The organism is Limnothrix redekei LRLZ20PSL1 (assembly GCF_043235035.1).
Classification (GTDB): domain Bacteria; phylum Cyanobacteriota; class Cyanobacteriia; order CACIAM-69d; family CACIAM-69d; genus CACIAM-69d.
The window spans coordinates 46,379-62,243 of sequence record NZ_JAZAQF010000057.1; the positions used below are offsets into that span (position 1 = coordinate 46,379).

The following is a 15,865-nucleotide window of genomic DNA, read 5'->3' on the forward strand; positions in this document are numbered from 1 at the left end:
CAGCTCGGGTTAACAGCTTGGGTTAACAGCTTGGGTTAACCCACTGGCTGCTCACTGAGATCGCTGGTTTCCGGATCAGGGGCGGCATCGGCCGCGGTCGATCGCGCCATGGCCGCCCCGATCGCATCCACCAACCGCCCCACGGGAATCAGTTCCATTCCCCGAATTCGCACATCGGAACCCTTGGGCACGATCGCCCGTTTAAATCCCAATTTCGCGGCTTCCTTGAGCCGTAATTCCAGTTGGGAAACGGGACGCACTTGGCCACCCAAACCCACCTCGCCGATCAGCACCGTGCCCGGATCAACGATGCGATCGCGGAAACTGGCCACCAGGGCCACGGCCACACCCAAATCCGCCGCCGGTTCCTCCACGCTCAGGCCGCCGGAAGTGGACACGTAGGCATCGAGCCGAGAGAGGGGCACGCCCACCCGTTTTTCGAGCACCGCCAAAATTTGCAGCAGCCGGTTATATTCCATACCCGTGGTGACGCGGCGCGGCGAGGAATAGCTCGTGGGGCTGACGAGGGCTTGCAGTTCCGCCACGATCGGACGGGTTCCTTCGCAGGCCACAATGGTCGCTGTGCCCGGCACTCGCTCATCTCGGTTACCCAAAAAGAGGGCGGAGGGGTTTGCAACTTCCAACAGCCCCCGATCGACCATTTCAAACACCCCCAATTCCTGAGTAGCGCCGAAACGATTTTTAACCGATCGCAACAGGCGAAAACTGGCAAATCGATCGCCCTCAAAATAGAGCACCGTATCTACCAAATGCTCCAGCACCTTGGGCCCGGCGATCGCCCCCTCCTTGGTCACATGGCCCACCAGCAACATGGCCACATCCTGCCGCTTGGCCAGCCGCATCAGGGCCGAAGTACATTCCCGAACCTGGGCCACGGATCCCGGCGCAGAAGCCAGCGCGGGCAGATAAATCGCTTGCACACTGTCAATGATGGCGATGGCCGGTCGCAAGCTTTCAATTTCCGCCAAAATTGGCTCTAAATCCGTTTCCGGCAGCAGGTACAGATCGGCGCGATCGTCCGGTGATTCCTCCGGGAGTTGGCCCGAGATCGGTTCCGCCGCCGGAGCCTGTACCCCCAATCGCTGGGCCCGCAGTTTCACCTGCTGTCCCGATTCTTCGGCACAAACGTAGAGTACCCGGCGCGATCGAGCCAGTTGGTTAGCCGTTTGCAACAGCAGGGTTGATTTGCCGATGCCCGGATCGCCGCCAATTAACACCAAGGAGCCGGGCACAATTCCCCCGCCCAGGACTCGATCGAGTTCTCGAAACCCAGAAGCCCAGCGAGATCGGGGGCGATCGCGAATTTCGGCCAAGGTGCGAGCTGCGATCGGGCTGGCCGGCTCTTGGGGGCGAGATCCCTTGCGCGATCGGGTCGTGGCGGCCACGGCGGCCCGACCCGTGGTGCTGGGTTCCGGAGCCAACACCTCTTCCACCAAAGTGCCCCACTGGCCACAACTGGGACAGCGCCCGAACATTTGGGCCTCCACGCCTCCGCAGGCACTGCAAACGTAGCGGGTTTTTACCTTCACCATTCGATCGTCTCCCCTTTGATCCGGCCCTTGTTGATCCAGCCCTTGGCCGCCGTTTTCCACCCCAATTGGTGCTGGTTCAATTCAGTGCTTCCAGCCCTCGAATGCCGTTGATTAGCCTCTGCCTTAGGATGGCAACCCCTAGAATGGCAACCCCCGGAAGGAGAATCCACAAAAGCGCAACAAATTAAGAAATCTCTGCAATTGTTTCAATTTCGTTGCAACATTGCGACAAACACCCCGCTTGTTTTTAATAAAGGGTGCGTTCCCAATCAGTTACAATTCCCGACTCCAAAGAACTGGAGTCAAATGCGCTCCCATCGCACATCAGAGTGGGTAATTTGTCAATCCATTTTGACGAAATCAACCCTCAACCTGCGCCGCGATCGACTGATAATCTCCAAAACGGAAGAGAAACGGCGGTTAGAATTGCCTCTTTAAATGTCCTCGGTACAATAAAGCGATAAAAGCCGAAAGATAGCGATTCAAAAACACGCAAAAGTTCACGCAGAAGTTAAAGCCATTGGAGGAGGCCTCTCCTTGGATAGTCACAAAGAAAAAATCCTGGTTGTTGACGACGAAGCCAGCATTCGCCGCATTCTAGAAACCCGCTTGTCCATGATTGGCTATGAGGTGGTCACGGCTGCCGATGGCGAAGAAGCCTTGGACGTGTTTCGGAAGGCGGGGCCGGATTTGGTGGTGTTGGATGTGATGATGCCGAAGCTGGATGGCTATGGCGTGTGCCAGGAACTCCGCAAGGAATCGGATATTCCGATCATTATGCTCACGGCGCTGGGCGATGTGGCCGATCGGATCACGGGTCTGGAATTGGGGGCCGATGATTATGTGGTGAAGCCCTTTTCGCCCAAGGAGTTGGAAGCTCGGATTCGCTCGGTGCTGCGGCGGGTGGACAAAAACCATGCCTCCGGAATTCCCAGCTCTGGCGTGATTCAGGTGGCCAACATCCGCATTGACACCAACAAGCGCCAGGTTTACAAGGGCGATGAGCGAATTCGGCTGACGGGAATGGAGTTTAGCCTGTTGGAGCTGTTGGTGTCGCGATCGGGCGAACCGTTCTCGCGGGCAGAAATTTTGCAGGAAGTTTGGGGCTATACACCCGAGCGCCATGTGGACACCCGCGTGGTGGATGTGCATATTTCTCGACTGCGGGCCAAGCTGGAGGAAGACCCCAGCAATCCAGAACTAATCCTGACGGCGCGGGGCACGGGTTACCTGTTCCAACGCATTCTGGACGCAAACGAGGTTTAGGGGCCCGGCGGCCCCCAGGCAGCTATGGCGCGATCGCAAACCAATCGTTGGCTGCAAAATTTGCCGATCGCGGTGGGCATGGCGATCGGGGTGGGGTTGTTTGTAAATCGGCTCTGGACTCCTCAAATCAGTGAGTGGCAGGCGCGATCGGACGTGGCCGGGACGATCGCCTGTGCTTTCTTAATTTTGACGGGGTTGCTCTGGCAGCGGGTGCAACCCAAGTTGCCGGACGCGGTGGAGCTAACGGGGCCGGAAGGGTTTGAGCTAGCGCCCAATCTCGATCGCCCGTTGCAGGTGGAACTGGCTTGGGCTTCCCACCTGTTGCTGACCAACACGGTGACCCGATCGGTGGTGGTTTACCAGGGCGATCGCACGGCTGGGCAAACGTTGCTTCGGCGCGGCGTTTTGGGCCCGCAAGCGATCGTCAAACCGGGGCCGATCGTCCAGCGGGCGATCGACAAACAGCAGCCGATCTATCTCGTGGATTTGAAGGTTTATCCCGGCCGCATTGAGTTTGACTATTTACCCGAAAATACCCAGGGCGTGATTGTGCAGCCTCTGGGCAATCGGGGCGTGTTGATTTTGGGAGCCAACGCCCCCCGCAGTTACACCAACCAAGACGAGCGCTGGATTGCGGGCATTGCTGATAAGCTCGCCAACTCGATCGAAGCCGCAACTTTGTGAGGCGTAGCAATGACTCGCGATCAACGGTGGCTCGCAACCATGGGGAAGCGCTGTACGATCGTGACCATACCCTATTAAAGAACTAGCCCACATGGGGCAGCACGAGCGATGGAGCTAGTCTCTTACGGCCGGTAATACCTCATCCATCGATCGAGAGCGGGTTATGGCATACAGCGACTTTAGTTTGGCTCAGGCGATCGACCAATTTTCCCTGGATCTATACGATCGACCTCATCATTTTGCGCCCGTGCCGCCGATTCATCCGAGCGATCGCCTGCGGGAACTGCTGCAAGAAAATGTTCCTTTGGCCCTAGCCAGTAATACGAAAAAGGCCCGATCGGAATGGATTATTGCGCCTATCTTGGTGGAGCTGCGGCGACAACTGGCAGGGCAAATTAGCCTGTTTTCTGGGATTGATTTTGATATTGATCCGAGCTGTGGATTGAACGACCGTTGCGATTTTTTAGTGGCACGATCGCCCGAACTATTGCTCCTGAAATCACCTGTGACGGTATTGGTAGAAGCCAAGCGCGAAAACATCAATAGTGGTTTGGGGCAATGTGTGGCTGAAATGGTCGCAGCTTGGCGATTCAATCAGCAGGCCAATGATCCCATTTCCTCGGTTTATGGAGTGGTGACCACTGGAACCACTTGGAAGTTTTTAGGGCTACATGATCGCGACAGCAGACTAATTTTAGAAATTGATTTAGATGAGTATTACCTCAATCAGCTCGATCGAATTCTCGGAATTTTGACGTTCTGTGTGACTGGCAAAGCCCCTTAAATGGAAACCCCTAAGAGGATATTTGGATGTTTGAGAAGTGCTTTGGGGTACTGACACAGATTCATAAAAAACTCATAACAGATTCATCAATGCAGTAGCACAGCAGTCTTCGAGGGCTGGCTCGTCCCATTTCTCAACCAAAATTGATCAAGAATTGGAGGATTTTTGAACTCAGCCACTGAAGCTTGCTGTGCTACTGGAGATTAGAAAATTAGAAATTGCCGCGATCGATCAGCAACTTTCAACAAATTGCAATCGATCAGCGGATTTCAGATGTTGGCCTTAGGAAGCAACACTGGCCGCGGTGCGGCGGCGGCGGCGACCCGAAGGCGTGGCAGAAGACTCAGGGGTGATCGAGTCGGCGGCAGCGGCCACAGCAGCGTTGCCCGTTGGGGCGGCCGGAGCCGGGCGATCGCGTCGCACAGAAATCGGAGCCGCGATCGGCTGCACCAACACGACCACTTGAGGCGTGCCCACAAAGTCGCGACGCAACAGCCGCTGGAACTCGCGCTCCAGTTCCACCTTCAGGCCGCCCCAATCGATATCGTCATCACTGCGGCGAGCCGGGTTGGTGACAAAGCGCTCAAACCGGTTGCTGAGGAAGTTTTTCAAGGTCGCCCCGATCGCCCCAGTCAACTTGGATGGGTCAATGCTGCTGACCACACCGCTCATATGCACCTGAGGATCACAGGCCAATTGACCCGTGCTGTAGATACTGGCGGCAATGGTCACCAGTCCTTCATTGGCCAACTGTTGCCGTTCGCGCAGGGCCCGATCGCTCACCACGCCCGATCGAGACGCATCCACCAGTTCAATCCCCGAAGGAACCCGATCGCCAATTTTGATCGACTCTTGGGTCAGTTCCACCACATCGCCATTTTCAATGATCACCATGTTGTCCGCCGGAATGCCCAAGCTCTGGGCAATTTCCGCGTGCTTCACCAACATCCGGTGCTCACCATGCACCGGCATGAAGAACTTGGGCCGCGTCAGGCTAATCATCAGCTTGTGATCTTCCTGGGAGCCGTGACCGGAAACGTGAATGCCCTTGTCGCGCCCATAGACCACATTCGCCCCCAGCATCATCAGCCGGTCGATCGTGTTCACCACCGCGATCGTATTGCCGGGAATCGGATTCGCCGACAGCACCACCGTATCCCCATTGCGAATTTTGATTTGGCGATGCTCACCCTTGGAAATTCGCGTCAGGGCCGAAAGTGGCTCGCCCTGGGAACCAGTAGTCAAAATCACCACCTTGTGATCGGGGTAGTTTTGCAGCTCATGAATCGGCACGAACAGATCATCCGGGCATTTCACATAGCCCAAATTGCGTGCATGGGCGATCGTATTCAGCATCGATCGGCCCAGCACCGACACCACCCGACCCTGCTTGTGGGCAATGTCCAAAATCATGTTCACCCGATGCACCGATGAAGCAAAGGTTGTCACCAGCAGGCGACCCGGTGCTTTCGCAAAGGCCCGTTCCAAATTCGGATAAACCGATTTTTCTGAAGGGGTGAAGCCAGGAATTTCTGCGTTGGTTGAATCACTGATCAGGCACAACACGCCCTTTTCACCATATTCCGCCAACCGCTGAAGATCGAAATATTCACCATCAACGGGCGTGTGATCAAACTTGAAGTCACCCGTATGAATCACCACACCCAACGGCGTGTGAATCGCCACCGAAAAGCTATCGGCCATCGAGTGGGTATTGCGGATAAATTCCACCAGAAACTTGGTTCCCACCCGCACAAATTCACGCGGGCCCACGGTGCGAATTTCCGTGCGATCGCTCACGCCGGCCTCTTCCAACTTGTCCGACAGCAGCGCCATCGCCAACCGCGGCCCGTAGATCACCGGAATATCAATTTGCTTCAGGTGAAAGGCAATGCCGCCAATGTGGTCTTCGTGACCATGGGTGACAATCATGCCCTTAATTTTTTCGCGATTGTCCCGCAGATAAGTCATATCCGGCAGCACAATTTGGATACCATGCATCCCATCCGTCGGGAAAGCCAAACCCGCATCCAACATCATAATTTCATCTTCATATTCGAAGATGCAGGTGTTCTTGCCAATTTCGTGCAAGCCGCCCAGGGGAATAATTTTCAGCGTTCCGGGCTTGCCGTTACTGATGAATTGGGTCGAAGGTTGAGCAGCCGAAAAGTTGGTTCTGGGGGAAGCAGTCACGAGGTTTTGATTCATAGGGATAGATTGGGAAAAGGTACGATCGGTTGATTGAACAAACGATTGATCAAAAGTCGCAGCATGATCTGCGTGCAGTGATTTCTTCGGGGTGGCTTGGGAGTTGGAATTTCGCTTGCGAATTACACCAGGAGCAGAGCGCCGAACATCGTCACGGGAGCTGTCTTTCGCGTCCGTTGCTGCCACGTTTTTGCTTCCAGGAGCGATCGGGGTTGCGGAAATTTCGGGGTTCATTCCACGGGCCAACTCGCTGGCCAGCTCGCCGCCGTTAGCCACGGAAGATTCGGAATCTGCTTGCTGACGAATTCGCTTTCTAACTTGAGTCATTTGCCTCCAAAAATTTAATTTTTAGCGTTGGAATCGGTCACTGGACTGTTAGCAACGAATTAGGGAGTACCGTCATGTCCTCTCATCGGGAAAGGAGCAAACCTGATTCGTGATGGTTAGTGATGGGCGGTACTCAGCCTGTTAAACGATTGAGCTGGTTGTCTCAATCAACCCGTCGTCCCCAGCCGAATCACGCGATCGGCGGTGGGTTGCTGCTGCGGGAAACTTGGGTCGGGATTGGGGCCCGAAGCTGGCAGAAACTTCTTGAAGGTTTTTCAAAAATTCTTCAAGAAGACGCTCTCTGAAAAGCGGCGCAAAATTCTGCTGTGCAAATTTGCTGTGCAAAATTCTGTGGAATGCTGTGCCGAATTTTCTAGGTTCAACACATTCACCAAACTCATGAACTGCATCAAGGGGTAACCATCTGGGGGGAAAACTTGCTTCAAGATTGGTTGGAGGATCCGTCCGATCGATTCAATTCGATCGATTCAATTCGCCACCGTCAATCAACCTAAATTCAACACAATGGTTGCTCTTAACATCAGGATTCCAAATGAGAATTTCAAATGAGAATTCCAAATGAGGATTATTTAGAGCGTTCAAAAAATTGTTCAAAAAATCGAACCACTCAACAGGCCTAAGAGCAATCAAATGCGGAGACTCCCATTTTTATTAAACAAGCCACTGTTGGATATTCTGGATTCATGATCAGCTTGCAGCTCCCTGCTCGCGATGAGCCGTTGAAAATTTTGAAGGTTTTACCGGTTGTCGAGAAAACAATGATTGAGTCATCCTGAGCGATCGGGCGTTTTTTAACATGGTTAACAGCAATGGGCTTGTTTAATGGGTTAATTGGGTTTTAGTTGATTTTTAGGGAAATTTTAGTTGAGCAGCTTAGTAGATTTGTTTAATGGAACTGTTTCACAAATCGGTTCAATTGAGCTGCTTAACCAGACTGTTTAGTCAAAATTTTTAGTTAATCTGGAATCTGGTTCTTTAATTTTAAGCCGCCTTCGAGTCTTGAAGTGCTGGGTAGTGCCAATTTGCTCTCAGTCTAATCCAAGTTTTGGAATTTGGATGACTTAATCTTGTGCCATTCGATCAGGATGATGGTGAGTTGATGACTTGAGCGATCGGGCGGTCTATTTTTTCCAAAAGTTCGTGACTCAATGATCAGCAATCCAAAACCAACTCAAAATTTCATCGGGGAAACAAACTTGCAATTTTCTTGAAACTTGCAAGTTTTTGATTGGTGTTGCTAATTTTGAGTAAGGTTGAAAGTTGTTGATCAATATTCTACCTAGCACTTTTTGTCTAGTGTTTTGCTCAATCTCTAACTCAATAGTTTGCGCGGTATTTGATTCAGTATTTTGTTCGGCCTTCTGCGCAACCTTCTATTCAGTAAATTATCACCCAAACTTTGATTTTCAACTCTTAAGCTTTATCTTAAGGATTCAGTTCAACCTTTGAGCAAGGCTTTGAATCAGACTTGGAATGAGCCAGTTGGGTTGATGGATTTCGGTCAGCTTGTCTTGTTGTACTGGGTTTCGTTCAACAGCGCAATGGGCAATCGCTAAAAAACAAGTTTTGCTTGATGCAATTTTGCTTGATGCTAGAAGTTGATTAGGGCAATTCTTCAGGAGTTAGCCTTCAGGAGTTGGCACAGTTACCGCTGACCCTGGGGTCAGGGTTGGGGCTTCGCGATCGCCCTAGGACTGTCTTCGCCTGTTGGCATGGATTGATCGAGAAAGGGTCGATCGCATATTTGGTTCATCGCCCGCTAATTGCCCATCTAGTTGTCCATCTAGTTGTCCATCAGTTATTTACTGATGACCCATCGATCGCCCGTTGGTTACCAGCGACTGTTGCCAGTTCACTGTGTCAGCAGGCCTAATTCCACCATTGCCTGTTTCAAGGCTTGGCGAACAGGATCCGGGCAAGGGATCAACGGCAGGCGCGGTTCCCCCACTTCCCAGCCTAACAGTTCTAGCGCTGCTTTGACGGGAACTGGATTCGTGGTCAAGAACAAGGCCTTAAACAAGGGTAACAAAGCCAAATGTTCTGTCAATGCGTCGTTGACCTGGCCCGCTTCAAAGGCGCGAATCATGCTTTGAATCCGATCGCCCACGAGATGGCTGGCCACGCTGACCACCCCCGAAGCCCCCACCGACAACATCGGCAAGGTCAGGGAATCGTCTCCGGAATAGATCTTGAAGGTGGGCGGAGTCAGGCGGCGGACGGCGCTCACTTGGTCAAGGTTACCGCTGGCTTCTTTGATGGCCACAATATTCGACAGTTCCGCCAGTTGGGCCACCGTTTCCGGCAACAGGTTTTGGCCCGTGCGTCCCGGAATGTTGTACAGCATGAGGGGAAACTCGGGCACGGCGGCGGCGATCGCCCGGAAATGGGCGGCGAGTCCCTCTTGGGGCGGTTTGTTGTAGTAGGGAACCACTTGCAACGAACCATCCAGACCGAGCTTAGCGGCCTTTTCGGTGGCGGCGATCGCCTCGCGGGTTGAGTTGGATCCCGTGCCGGCCATCACCTTGGCACTGCCCGCCGCTTGCTTAACGACGCGAAACAGTTCGTATTCTTCGTCCCAGGTTAAGGTTGGCGATTCACCGGTCGTGCCGCACACCACCAGTGTGTCGGTTCCGTGCGCCACGAGATTGCGCGTCAGTTGCTCGACGATCGTGTAGTTAACGCTGCCATCTTGGGCAAACGGCACGATCATCGCGGTCATGACTCGTCCGAAGTCAATCACCCAGTATTGTCCTTAAGTTAGAGCGACGTTACGTTTAGTTGATGCCATCTTAGCCGATTTGGGCGATCGCGCACGGCCCAATGGGCGATCAGGCGCTTGCGGGGGTTCCAGCGAGTTTTCTGAAGGGTGAATCAACCGGTTTTCGCCATTTTTCGGGGATTTCTCTCTGGGTCGATCGCATCAGAAAAACTTCGACACTCGCGATCGGGCAGTGGCCTAATCCAAGCGCTGGAGAGGAGCCAGGTTGGGATCAAAGATTTTTTGACCCAAGCCGGGAAACCGCACCGAAATGGTGACTTTGCGCCCGGTTTCAAACACATGCATCACCTTTCCTTCGCCAAAGGTGTCGTGAATCACCCGATCGCCCACTTCCCAGGCTTGGGGCGGCGTGGTTTTGGTCGGGCGCGGATTGGGTTTGGGGGTGGGGCGGGCCGCGGCCGATCGCCGATTGGCTGATCCCGTCGCTGATCCCAAGGCCGCCGGCCCCGATCGGCGATTGCTCCGCCCCTCAGTAATCAGGTGCTCCGGCGGCAGCTCGCCCAAAAACACCGAGGGAACCGAAGGCTCACGCATTCCTCCCCACAGCCGCCGCTCCTGAGCATGGGTTAAGAACAGTTGCTCCTGGGCGCGGGTAATGCCCACATAGCAAAGGCGGCGTTCTTCTTCGAGCGATCGGGGATCATCCATGGAACGGAAATTGGGAAACAAGCCCTGTTCCAGCCCCACCAAAAACACCACCGGAAATTCCAGCCCCTTGGCCGCATGAAGCGTCATCAGGGAAACGGCGTTTTTGCCCTCCTTCAAATCATCCAAATCCGAAGCCAGCGCCGCATTTTCCAGAAAGTTCGTCAAGGAGCCGTCGCTGGTGTCTTCCGCATATTGGGTCATGGCGTTGGCCAATTCCGCCAAATTCGCCAGGCGATCGCTCGCTTCGTCCGTGCCCTCCGCTTGCAATTCCCGCACATAGCCCGATCCCTGAAGAATGCCATCCAAAATTGTGGCGGCGGGTTGCTGATCCACCTGGGCTTGCCAGGTCTGAATCATTTGCACAAACTCCAATAAGGGCTTAGCCGTCCGTCCGGCCAAGGTTTTCACCGAAGTTTCATCGCTCAAAATTTCCCAGAGCGGCACGCCCAACTGATCGGCCGCATTCTCTAGGCGATCGAGCGTTGTCTTGCCTACCCCGCGCTTGGGCACATTAATCACCCGCTTCAGGCTAATACTATCGTTGGGATTGGTGAGCAGGCGCAAATAAGCCAACGTGTCCTTAATTTCCTTGCGGTCATAGAACCGTAATCCCCCCACCATGGTGTAAGGAATTGCCAACCGCAGCAGCACATCTTCAAAGGGACGAGATTGGGCATTGGTGCGATACAAAATGGCAAAGCTGCCCCAATTTAATTCGGGATTTTGTTGCTCCAGCTTGCGAATTTTCTGAACCACATACTCCGCTTCATCCATTTCGTGGTCGGATTCATAGACCGCGATCGGGTCACCGGCCCCGCGCGTGGGCCGCAATACTTTATCAATGCGTTCTGTGTTGTGTTCAATGAGTTCGTTGGCCACCTGCAAGATGTTTTCGCGCGATCGATAGTTTTCCTCCAGCTTCACCATCGTCCGCGTGTCGTCATCGGGCAGTCGATCGCCAAAATCATCCTGAAAATCTAGCAAAATCGTGAAGTCCGCCGCCCGAAACGAATAAATGGACTGATCCGCATCGCCCACCACAAAGATCGATCGATGGTTCCATTGGTCAAAGCTTTCGGAAGATTCCCCATTGGTCACCAACAGCCGAATCAAGTCGTATTGGGTGCGGTTGGTATCCTGATATTCATCCACGAGAATGTGGCGAAATCGGCTGTGCCAGTAGCCCAAAACCGATTCATTTTGCTGAAAAAGCTGCACGGGCAACCCAATCAAATCATCAAAATCTAAAGCATTGTTCGCCGCCAAAGCCGCTTGGTAGCGATCATAAACCGTGGCGATTGTTCGACCGCGAAAAGTGGGATCATTGCGCTCCACCTCTTCCGGCGACAGTCCCTGATTTTTGGCATTGCTAATGGCAAAGCGTACCTGTCTCGGCTGGAATTTTTTATCGTCGAGATTCAGGTCTTTTGTCACAATTTGCTTAATCAGGCTTTGGACATCAGATTCATCAAAAATCGTGAAATTTTTTGTCCAGCGATAGCCTTTGGGATGCTGAAATTTTTCCAGATCAAACCGCAAAATTCGAGCACAGAGGGCGTGAAAAGTCCCGATCCATAGGTGCTTGATGGTGTCTTTATAAACCTGGGATTTCAGGCGCGTTTGTTCCTCGGGCCGCAGCAGGTCAAAGGGTTTGCCAAAGCGCGATCGCGACTCCTGTTGAGCAAAGAGGGTTTCAATCCGCTCTTTCATTTCCCGCGCGGCCTTGTTGGTGAAGGTCACGGCCAAAATCTGATCCGGATCCACGCGGTGGTGTTGAATTAAATGGGCAATGCGGAAGGTGAGGGCGCGGGTTTTGCCCGACCCAGCCCCCGCCACCACCAATAGGGGCCCCTGGTAATGTTCAACGGCGCGGCGCTGGGCGGGATTCAGTTGGGCAAGAAACGCAGACATGCGGGAAAAAACGAGGATAGGCGATGGAAAACTGAAAACGGGCAACACCCAAAACCGGCAACCCCAAGCACAAACACAACTCAAAAGGGGCGATCGGGCTGGACAGTTTCAGGGCGATCGGGCACAACTCAAGCGGCAGTTTTGGCCTTCACCACCAACACGGAACAGGGCGCTTGTTCCAGCACGTCGCTGCTGACGGAACCTTGCAAAATTCGATCGATGCCGCTGAGGCCCCGGCTGCCAATGATGATTAAGTCGGTGCGATGGATATTGGCCAAGCGGACAATTTCCGCAGCGGGTTCGCCACTGATGATCTCAATGGTGCTGGGGCAGGGTAGGCGCTTTTGGTAGGCCGCCAGTTGGGTTTCAATTTCGCGATACAAATCCGGTGCAGTGCCTTGGGGGCGATCGAGCGGCTGATCTAGATCGGTGCTGGTGGGCGGAATCACATGCACCAAAATTACTTTGCACTGATCGTTCAAATTGAGCGATCGCAGCATGGCAATTTCTGACTCGGATAATGCCGATCGATCCAGGGCCACCAAAACTGATTTCAACACTGCACCAAGTTAGCTAACGATTTTGCGGATAAAGGCAGCATACACCGCCAATTCTGGAATCTGGCTCCAGCCCCCACCAGACTTAACATTGTAAGCACTTGCGGTTGAGCGGTGGCCTGAAAACGCTGCGCTCCGAGAGATGCCAGTTCCGGGGTTCATCACCGGGGGTTCATCACCGGTTGATTCAGAACAGGGTGGTGGAAACTGATCAACCAAAACCCATCCCCCACCCTAGGGACTGCTTTGGATAAAACGCAGCCCGCTGATCAGGGGATCCCCGCTGGGCGATCGCTCGATCGAGCGATCAAACCCCGAAGGGGTTGCATAAAACAGCTCCACCGAACAAAGGGGGGCTAGTTGCTCCGCTCCCGCGTCGTAGGGACAGCCATAGTACACCAGGCGATCGGCAAGGCGCTGGGTTTCGATCGGGCGGAAAGATTGATGATCGTTCAGAATTCTGACATAGGCTAAGGCAGCCGCTTGGGAAATGGGCCGATAAAACGACAGGCTGTAGCCCACGGATTCCGTGCCGTCCCGCCGCGCCATCAGAGACAGATTGTTAAAGGGATAGATCCGCACCGAACAGGGGGAAGTCACGTCATAAAACCCACAGGCCCGATTCAGCGCTTGCACCTGTTGAAAGTGCGATCGATTAAAGGGCTGGCGACTGAATCGCGCATCTTCCACATCCTCCAAAGGCTCCCCTGACTGAGACGCTGGCCAATCGGCTGGGCCGGGGGGTTCCGAGGTGAGTTCCCACAGTTCTGCACGACAGGGAGCCGCCCCCCGATCGCAATTCTGGGGCCGCTGGCCATCGGGGCCAACCTGATAGATTTGGGATCCTTCAATCAGAAGACCCTGTTGATCATTCAGCCAAAGGGGATTGGAAAAGCGGCCGCGATACTCAATGGCGCTGTTGGCCGTGCCGTGGCGCTCAACGGTGGTGGTGCCATCTGGCTCGATCGTGATTGATTGCCCCGTGCCGCTGCCTCCCAAAAAGTTGAAGGAGCGCCGGCCAATGAAGGGGAATTCGTTAGGCGCTTGGCTCAAGGGGCCCAGCCGATCAGTCACGGGAGCGCGGGGAAACGCGGTGACCCTGGGGTGGCGCGGGGCGATCACGCTTCGCATCCCGATCGCCTGGGCCGGCCCGGAACTCCACAGGCCCCAAAACAGAACGATCGGGAGAGCAAAGCGGCGGCCCCGCTGGCTCCAAGCCGATAGTGCGCAGTGATTGGTCAAGAGATTCATAAATTGATGATTGCTTGGACAGCGGGCAACCAACAGAAGCAGGGGACGATCGCCCCGTCTGGCCCCTGGGGTTGGGCAGGGTCTTCCGCCAAACGATCAGGCTCAGTCCGCCCAGATCCTTAGACCGCCAGCGATCGCTGTGGTTGTCCCCAAATCACCCGCTCATGCTTGTAAATCACTAGCCCCGGTTTAGCGCCTTTGGGTTTGTACAGATGCCGGGGTTCCGTGTAAATCACGGGAACCTGTTCTGCTTGCCGGGCCCGGCTGTAGCGAGCGGCCAGGTCGGCGGTGAATTGCAAATCGGCGCGATCGGGCTGGGATCCCGCTGGCATCCGCAACAGCACGTGGCTGCCGGGAATTTCCTGGGCATGGAACCACAAGTCATAGGCCGTGGCCAACCGGAACGAGAGTCGATCGTTCTGAGCATTGTTGCGGCCAATCCAGACTTCATAGCCGCTGGGAGTGGTGAATTTGCGGAACCCTTCACCGGGGTCAGGCAAGGCCCGGCGATAGCCCGGATCCTCCAAATAACCTTCCTGCACCAGTTCATCACGAATTTCTTCGAGGGCGCTCAGATCTTCGGGGCCGCCGTAGTCCTCAAATTCACTGAGGCTTTCTTCCACCTCTTCCAGGTAGGCTAATTCGCTGCGGGCGGCGAGCAGTAGCGGTTCGATCGCGCTGCGGGAGCGATCGAGCTTTTGATATTTTTTGTAGAGCTGTTGGGCGTTTTGGACACCGGTTTTCGCCGGATCCAGAGCGATGGTCACGGGTGCGCCGGTCTCGAAGTCCGGCAGGCTGATTCGATCCAGCCCCGGTTCCCAATGGTGCAAATGGGCCATCAACAGGTCAGCCCGCGATCGAAACTGGTCGGCTTCGGCAGATTGGGCCAGGCGATCGGTAAATTCTTCAACTTTTTTGCGCAGCTTGCTGGCGAGGTTGCTCACCTTTTGCCGCAATTGTTGCCAAAGCCGCTGGAAGGCTTCCCGATCGAGCCGATCGCCATAGTAGCGATCGAGCAGGTCTTGCACCGATGGGGCCGATCGCTGTTCCTGCCACCCCAGCACGTCGTAGCCCGCTTCCGTCCAACCGGGCACAAAGTCTCCCATTTCCAGCCGTTTCAGCCAGCCTTGCCAAACCTCAAACAGCCGCCGCTGACCTGCCAGTTCCAAGGTTTCCACCGGCTGCTGGGGGTCAATTTCGGCCGCGGTTAGCAGGCTTTTGACCAATGGCGAGCTGAGGCCACGATAGGTTTTCAGCAGTTGGCGACTGATGGGGCCAGGAATCAGGGAAACCCGCTCCCACCAGCGGTCAAAGGATTCGGTTGGTTGCGGTGTGGCCTCCGTCAGTTTGGGCGGCGCACTGTAGCGATCGCCCGTTTGGATCGGCCGCACCCGTGACTGCTGGGCGCTCACTTGGTGGGCTGCGGTGACGATCGTGCCGTCCGCCGTGGTCAAAATGGCATTGCTGTACTTGCCCATAATTTCCACATACAGATGCCACAGGGGCGGATCGCCCGGCCGTCGGGCAAATTGCAAATCCACCACCCGCTCCCAAGGGGCCACCTCCGCAAAAGACACCAGGGCCAAGCCTTTCAGTTGATGCAACAACTGTTGGCTAAAGGTAAAGGTGTCCGGTTCCTTGGGCGGCGCGGCCCCAACGCAGAGCCGCGCCGCCTGGGGATGCCAGGAAATGCCCAACCAACCGCGCCGATCGATCGTTCGCAGGCAAAGGTAGACCGTGAAGCGATCGCGCTGAAAAACCTGTTCCAAGCGGGCCGGTAACCAGTCGCGCCGCAGTTCCCACAAGCTCGCTATCAGGGTGGTGTAATCAACGGGTTGCATGGGACACTCTCGGGCGGGCAACGGATCAGGCAACG

At 54.7% G+C, this 15,865-nt stretch carries 10 protein-coding genes; 3 read left to right on the forward strand and 7 right to left on the reverse strand.

All coding sequences use genetic code 11. The features are described 5' to 3' along the window. Window positions 1-35: 35 nt before the first annotated feature. Window positions 36-1,553, reverse strand: a complete 1,518-nt coding sequence (radA, locus tag VPK24_RS09190) for a DNA repair protein RadA (protein ID WP_393012545.1) — start codon at window positions 1,551-1,553, stop codon at window positions 36-38. A gap of 537 nt (window positions 1,554-2,090) precedes the next feature. Here radA and rpaB point away from each other — a divergent pair. The 3 genes from rpaB (at window position 2,091) to VPK24_RS09205 (ending at window position 4,287) form a co-directional block, all read left to right on the forward strand. Beyond that, window positions 2,091-2,819 carry a response regulator transcription factor RpaB gene (gene rpaB / locus VPK24_RS09195; RefSeq protein WP_099531901.1) on the forward strand — a complete coding sequence of 243 codons (729 nt, stop codon included), beginning with the start codon at window positions 2,091-2,093 and terminating at the stop codon, window positions 2,817-2,819. A 24-nt stretch (window positions 2,820-2,843) separates the two neighbouring features. Next, complete coding sequence (locus tag VPK24_RS09200) at window positions 2,844-3,503, forward strand: cofactor assembly of complex C subunit B (RefSeq protein WP_393012357.1); 660 nt, start codon at window positions 2,844-2,846, stop codon at window positions 3,501-3,503. A 163-nt stretch (window positions 3,504-3,666) separates the two neighbouring features. Beyond that, window positions 3,667-4,287 carry a hypothetical protein gene (locus tag VPK24_RS09205; protein ID WP_393012359.1) on the forward strand — a complete coding sequence of 207 codons (621 nt, stop codon included), beginning with the start codon at window positions 3,667-3,669 and terminating at the stop codon, window positions 4,285-4,287. A 282-nt stretch (window positions 4,288-4,569) separates the two neighbouring features. Here VPK24_RS09205 and VPK24_RS09210 read toward each other — a convergent pair whose 3' ends face one another. The 6 genes from VPK24_RS09210 to VPK24_RS09235 form a co-directional block, all read right to left on the reverse strand. Continuing rightward, window positions 4,570-6,822: a ribonuclease J gene (locus VPK24_RS09210; protein ID WP_393012361.1), complete on the reverse strand. Its 2,253-nt coding sequence runs from the start codon at window positions 6,820-6,822 to the stop codon at window positions 4,570-4,572. A gap of 1,873 nt (window positions 6,823-8,695) precedes the next feature. Further along, window positions 8,696-9,583, reverse strand: a complete 888-nt coding sequence (gene dapA, locus VPK24_RS09215) for a 4-hydroxy-tetrahydrodipicolinate synthase (RefSeq protein ID WP_393012363.1) — start codon at window positions 9,581-9,583, stop codon at window positions 8,696-8,698. 216 nt (window positions 9,584-9,799) lie between these two features. Beyond that, window positions 9,800-12,181: a DNA helicase PcrA gene (pcrA, locus tag VPK24_RS09220; protein WP_393012365.1), complete on the reverse strand. Its 2,382-nt coding sequence runs from the start codon at window positions 12,179-12,181 to the stop codon at window positions 9,800-9,802. Between the two features lie 128 nt (window positions 12,182-12,309). Continuing rightward, window positions 12,310-12,741: a universal stress protein gene (locus VPK24_RS09225; RefSeq protein WP_099531907.1), complete on the reverse strand. Its 432-nt coding sequence runs from the start codon at window positions 12,739-12,741 to the stop codon at window positions 12,310-12,312. 231 nt (window positions 12,742-12,972) lie between these two features. Continuing rightward, window positions 12,973-13,989 (reverse strand): hypothetical protein, encoded by a 1,017-nt coding sequence (locus VPK24_RS09230; RefSeq protein ID WP_393012367.1) that lies wholly within the window; start codon window positions 13,987-13,989, stop codon window positions 12,973-12,975. Window positions 13,990-14,108: 119 nt separating this feature from the next. Then, window positions 14,109-15,830 carry an Rqc2 family fibronectin-binding protein gene (locus VPK24_RS09235; RefSeq protein ID WP_393012369.1) on the reverse strand — a complete coding sequence of 574 codons (1,722 nt, stop codon included), beginning with the start codon at window positions 15,828-15,830 and terminating at the stop codon, window positions 14,109-14,111. Between the last annotated feature and the right edge of the window lie 35 nt (window positions 15,831-15,865).

Excerpts from the sequence above, each read along its gene's own strand:
- radA (WP_393012545.1), bottom strand. The coding sequence starts at position 1,553 with ATGGTGAAGGTAAAAACCCGCTACGTTTGCAGTGCCTGCGGAGGCGTG.
- VPK24_RS09200 (WP_393012357.1), top strand. The coding sequence starts at position 2,844 with ATGGCGCGATCGCAAACCAATCGTTGGCTGCAAAATTTGCCGATCGCG.
- VPK24_RS09205 (WP_393012359.1), top strand. The coding sequence starts at position 3,667 with ATGGCATACAGCGACTTTAGTTTGGCTCAGGCGATCGACCAATTTTCC.
- VPK24_RS09210 (WP_393012361.1), bottom strand. The coding sequence starts at position 6,822 with ATGACTCAAGTTAGAAAGCGAATTCGTCAGCAAGCAGATTCCGAATCT.
- pcrA (WP_393012365.1), bottom strand. The coding sequence starts at position 12,181 with ATGTCTGCGTTTCTTGCCCAACTGAATCCCGCCCAGCGCCGCGCCGTT.
- VPK24_RS09230 (WP_393012367.1), bottom strand. The coding sequence starts at position 13,989 with ATGAATCTCTTGACCAATCACTGCGCACTATCGGCTTGGAGCCAGCGG.
- VPK24_RS09235 (WP_393012369.1), bottom strand. The coding sequence starts at position 15,830 with ATGCAACCCGTTGATTACACCACCCTGATAGCGAGCTTGTGGGAACTG.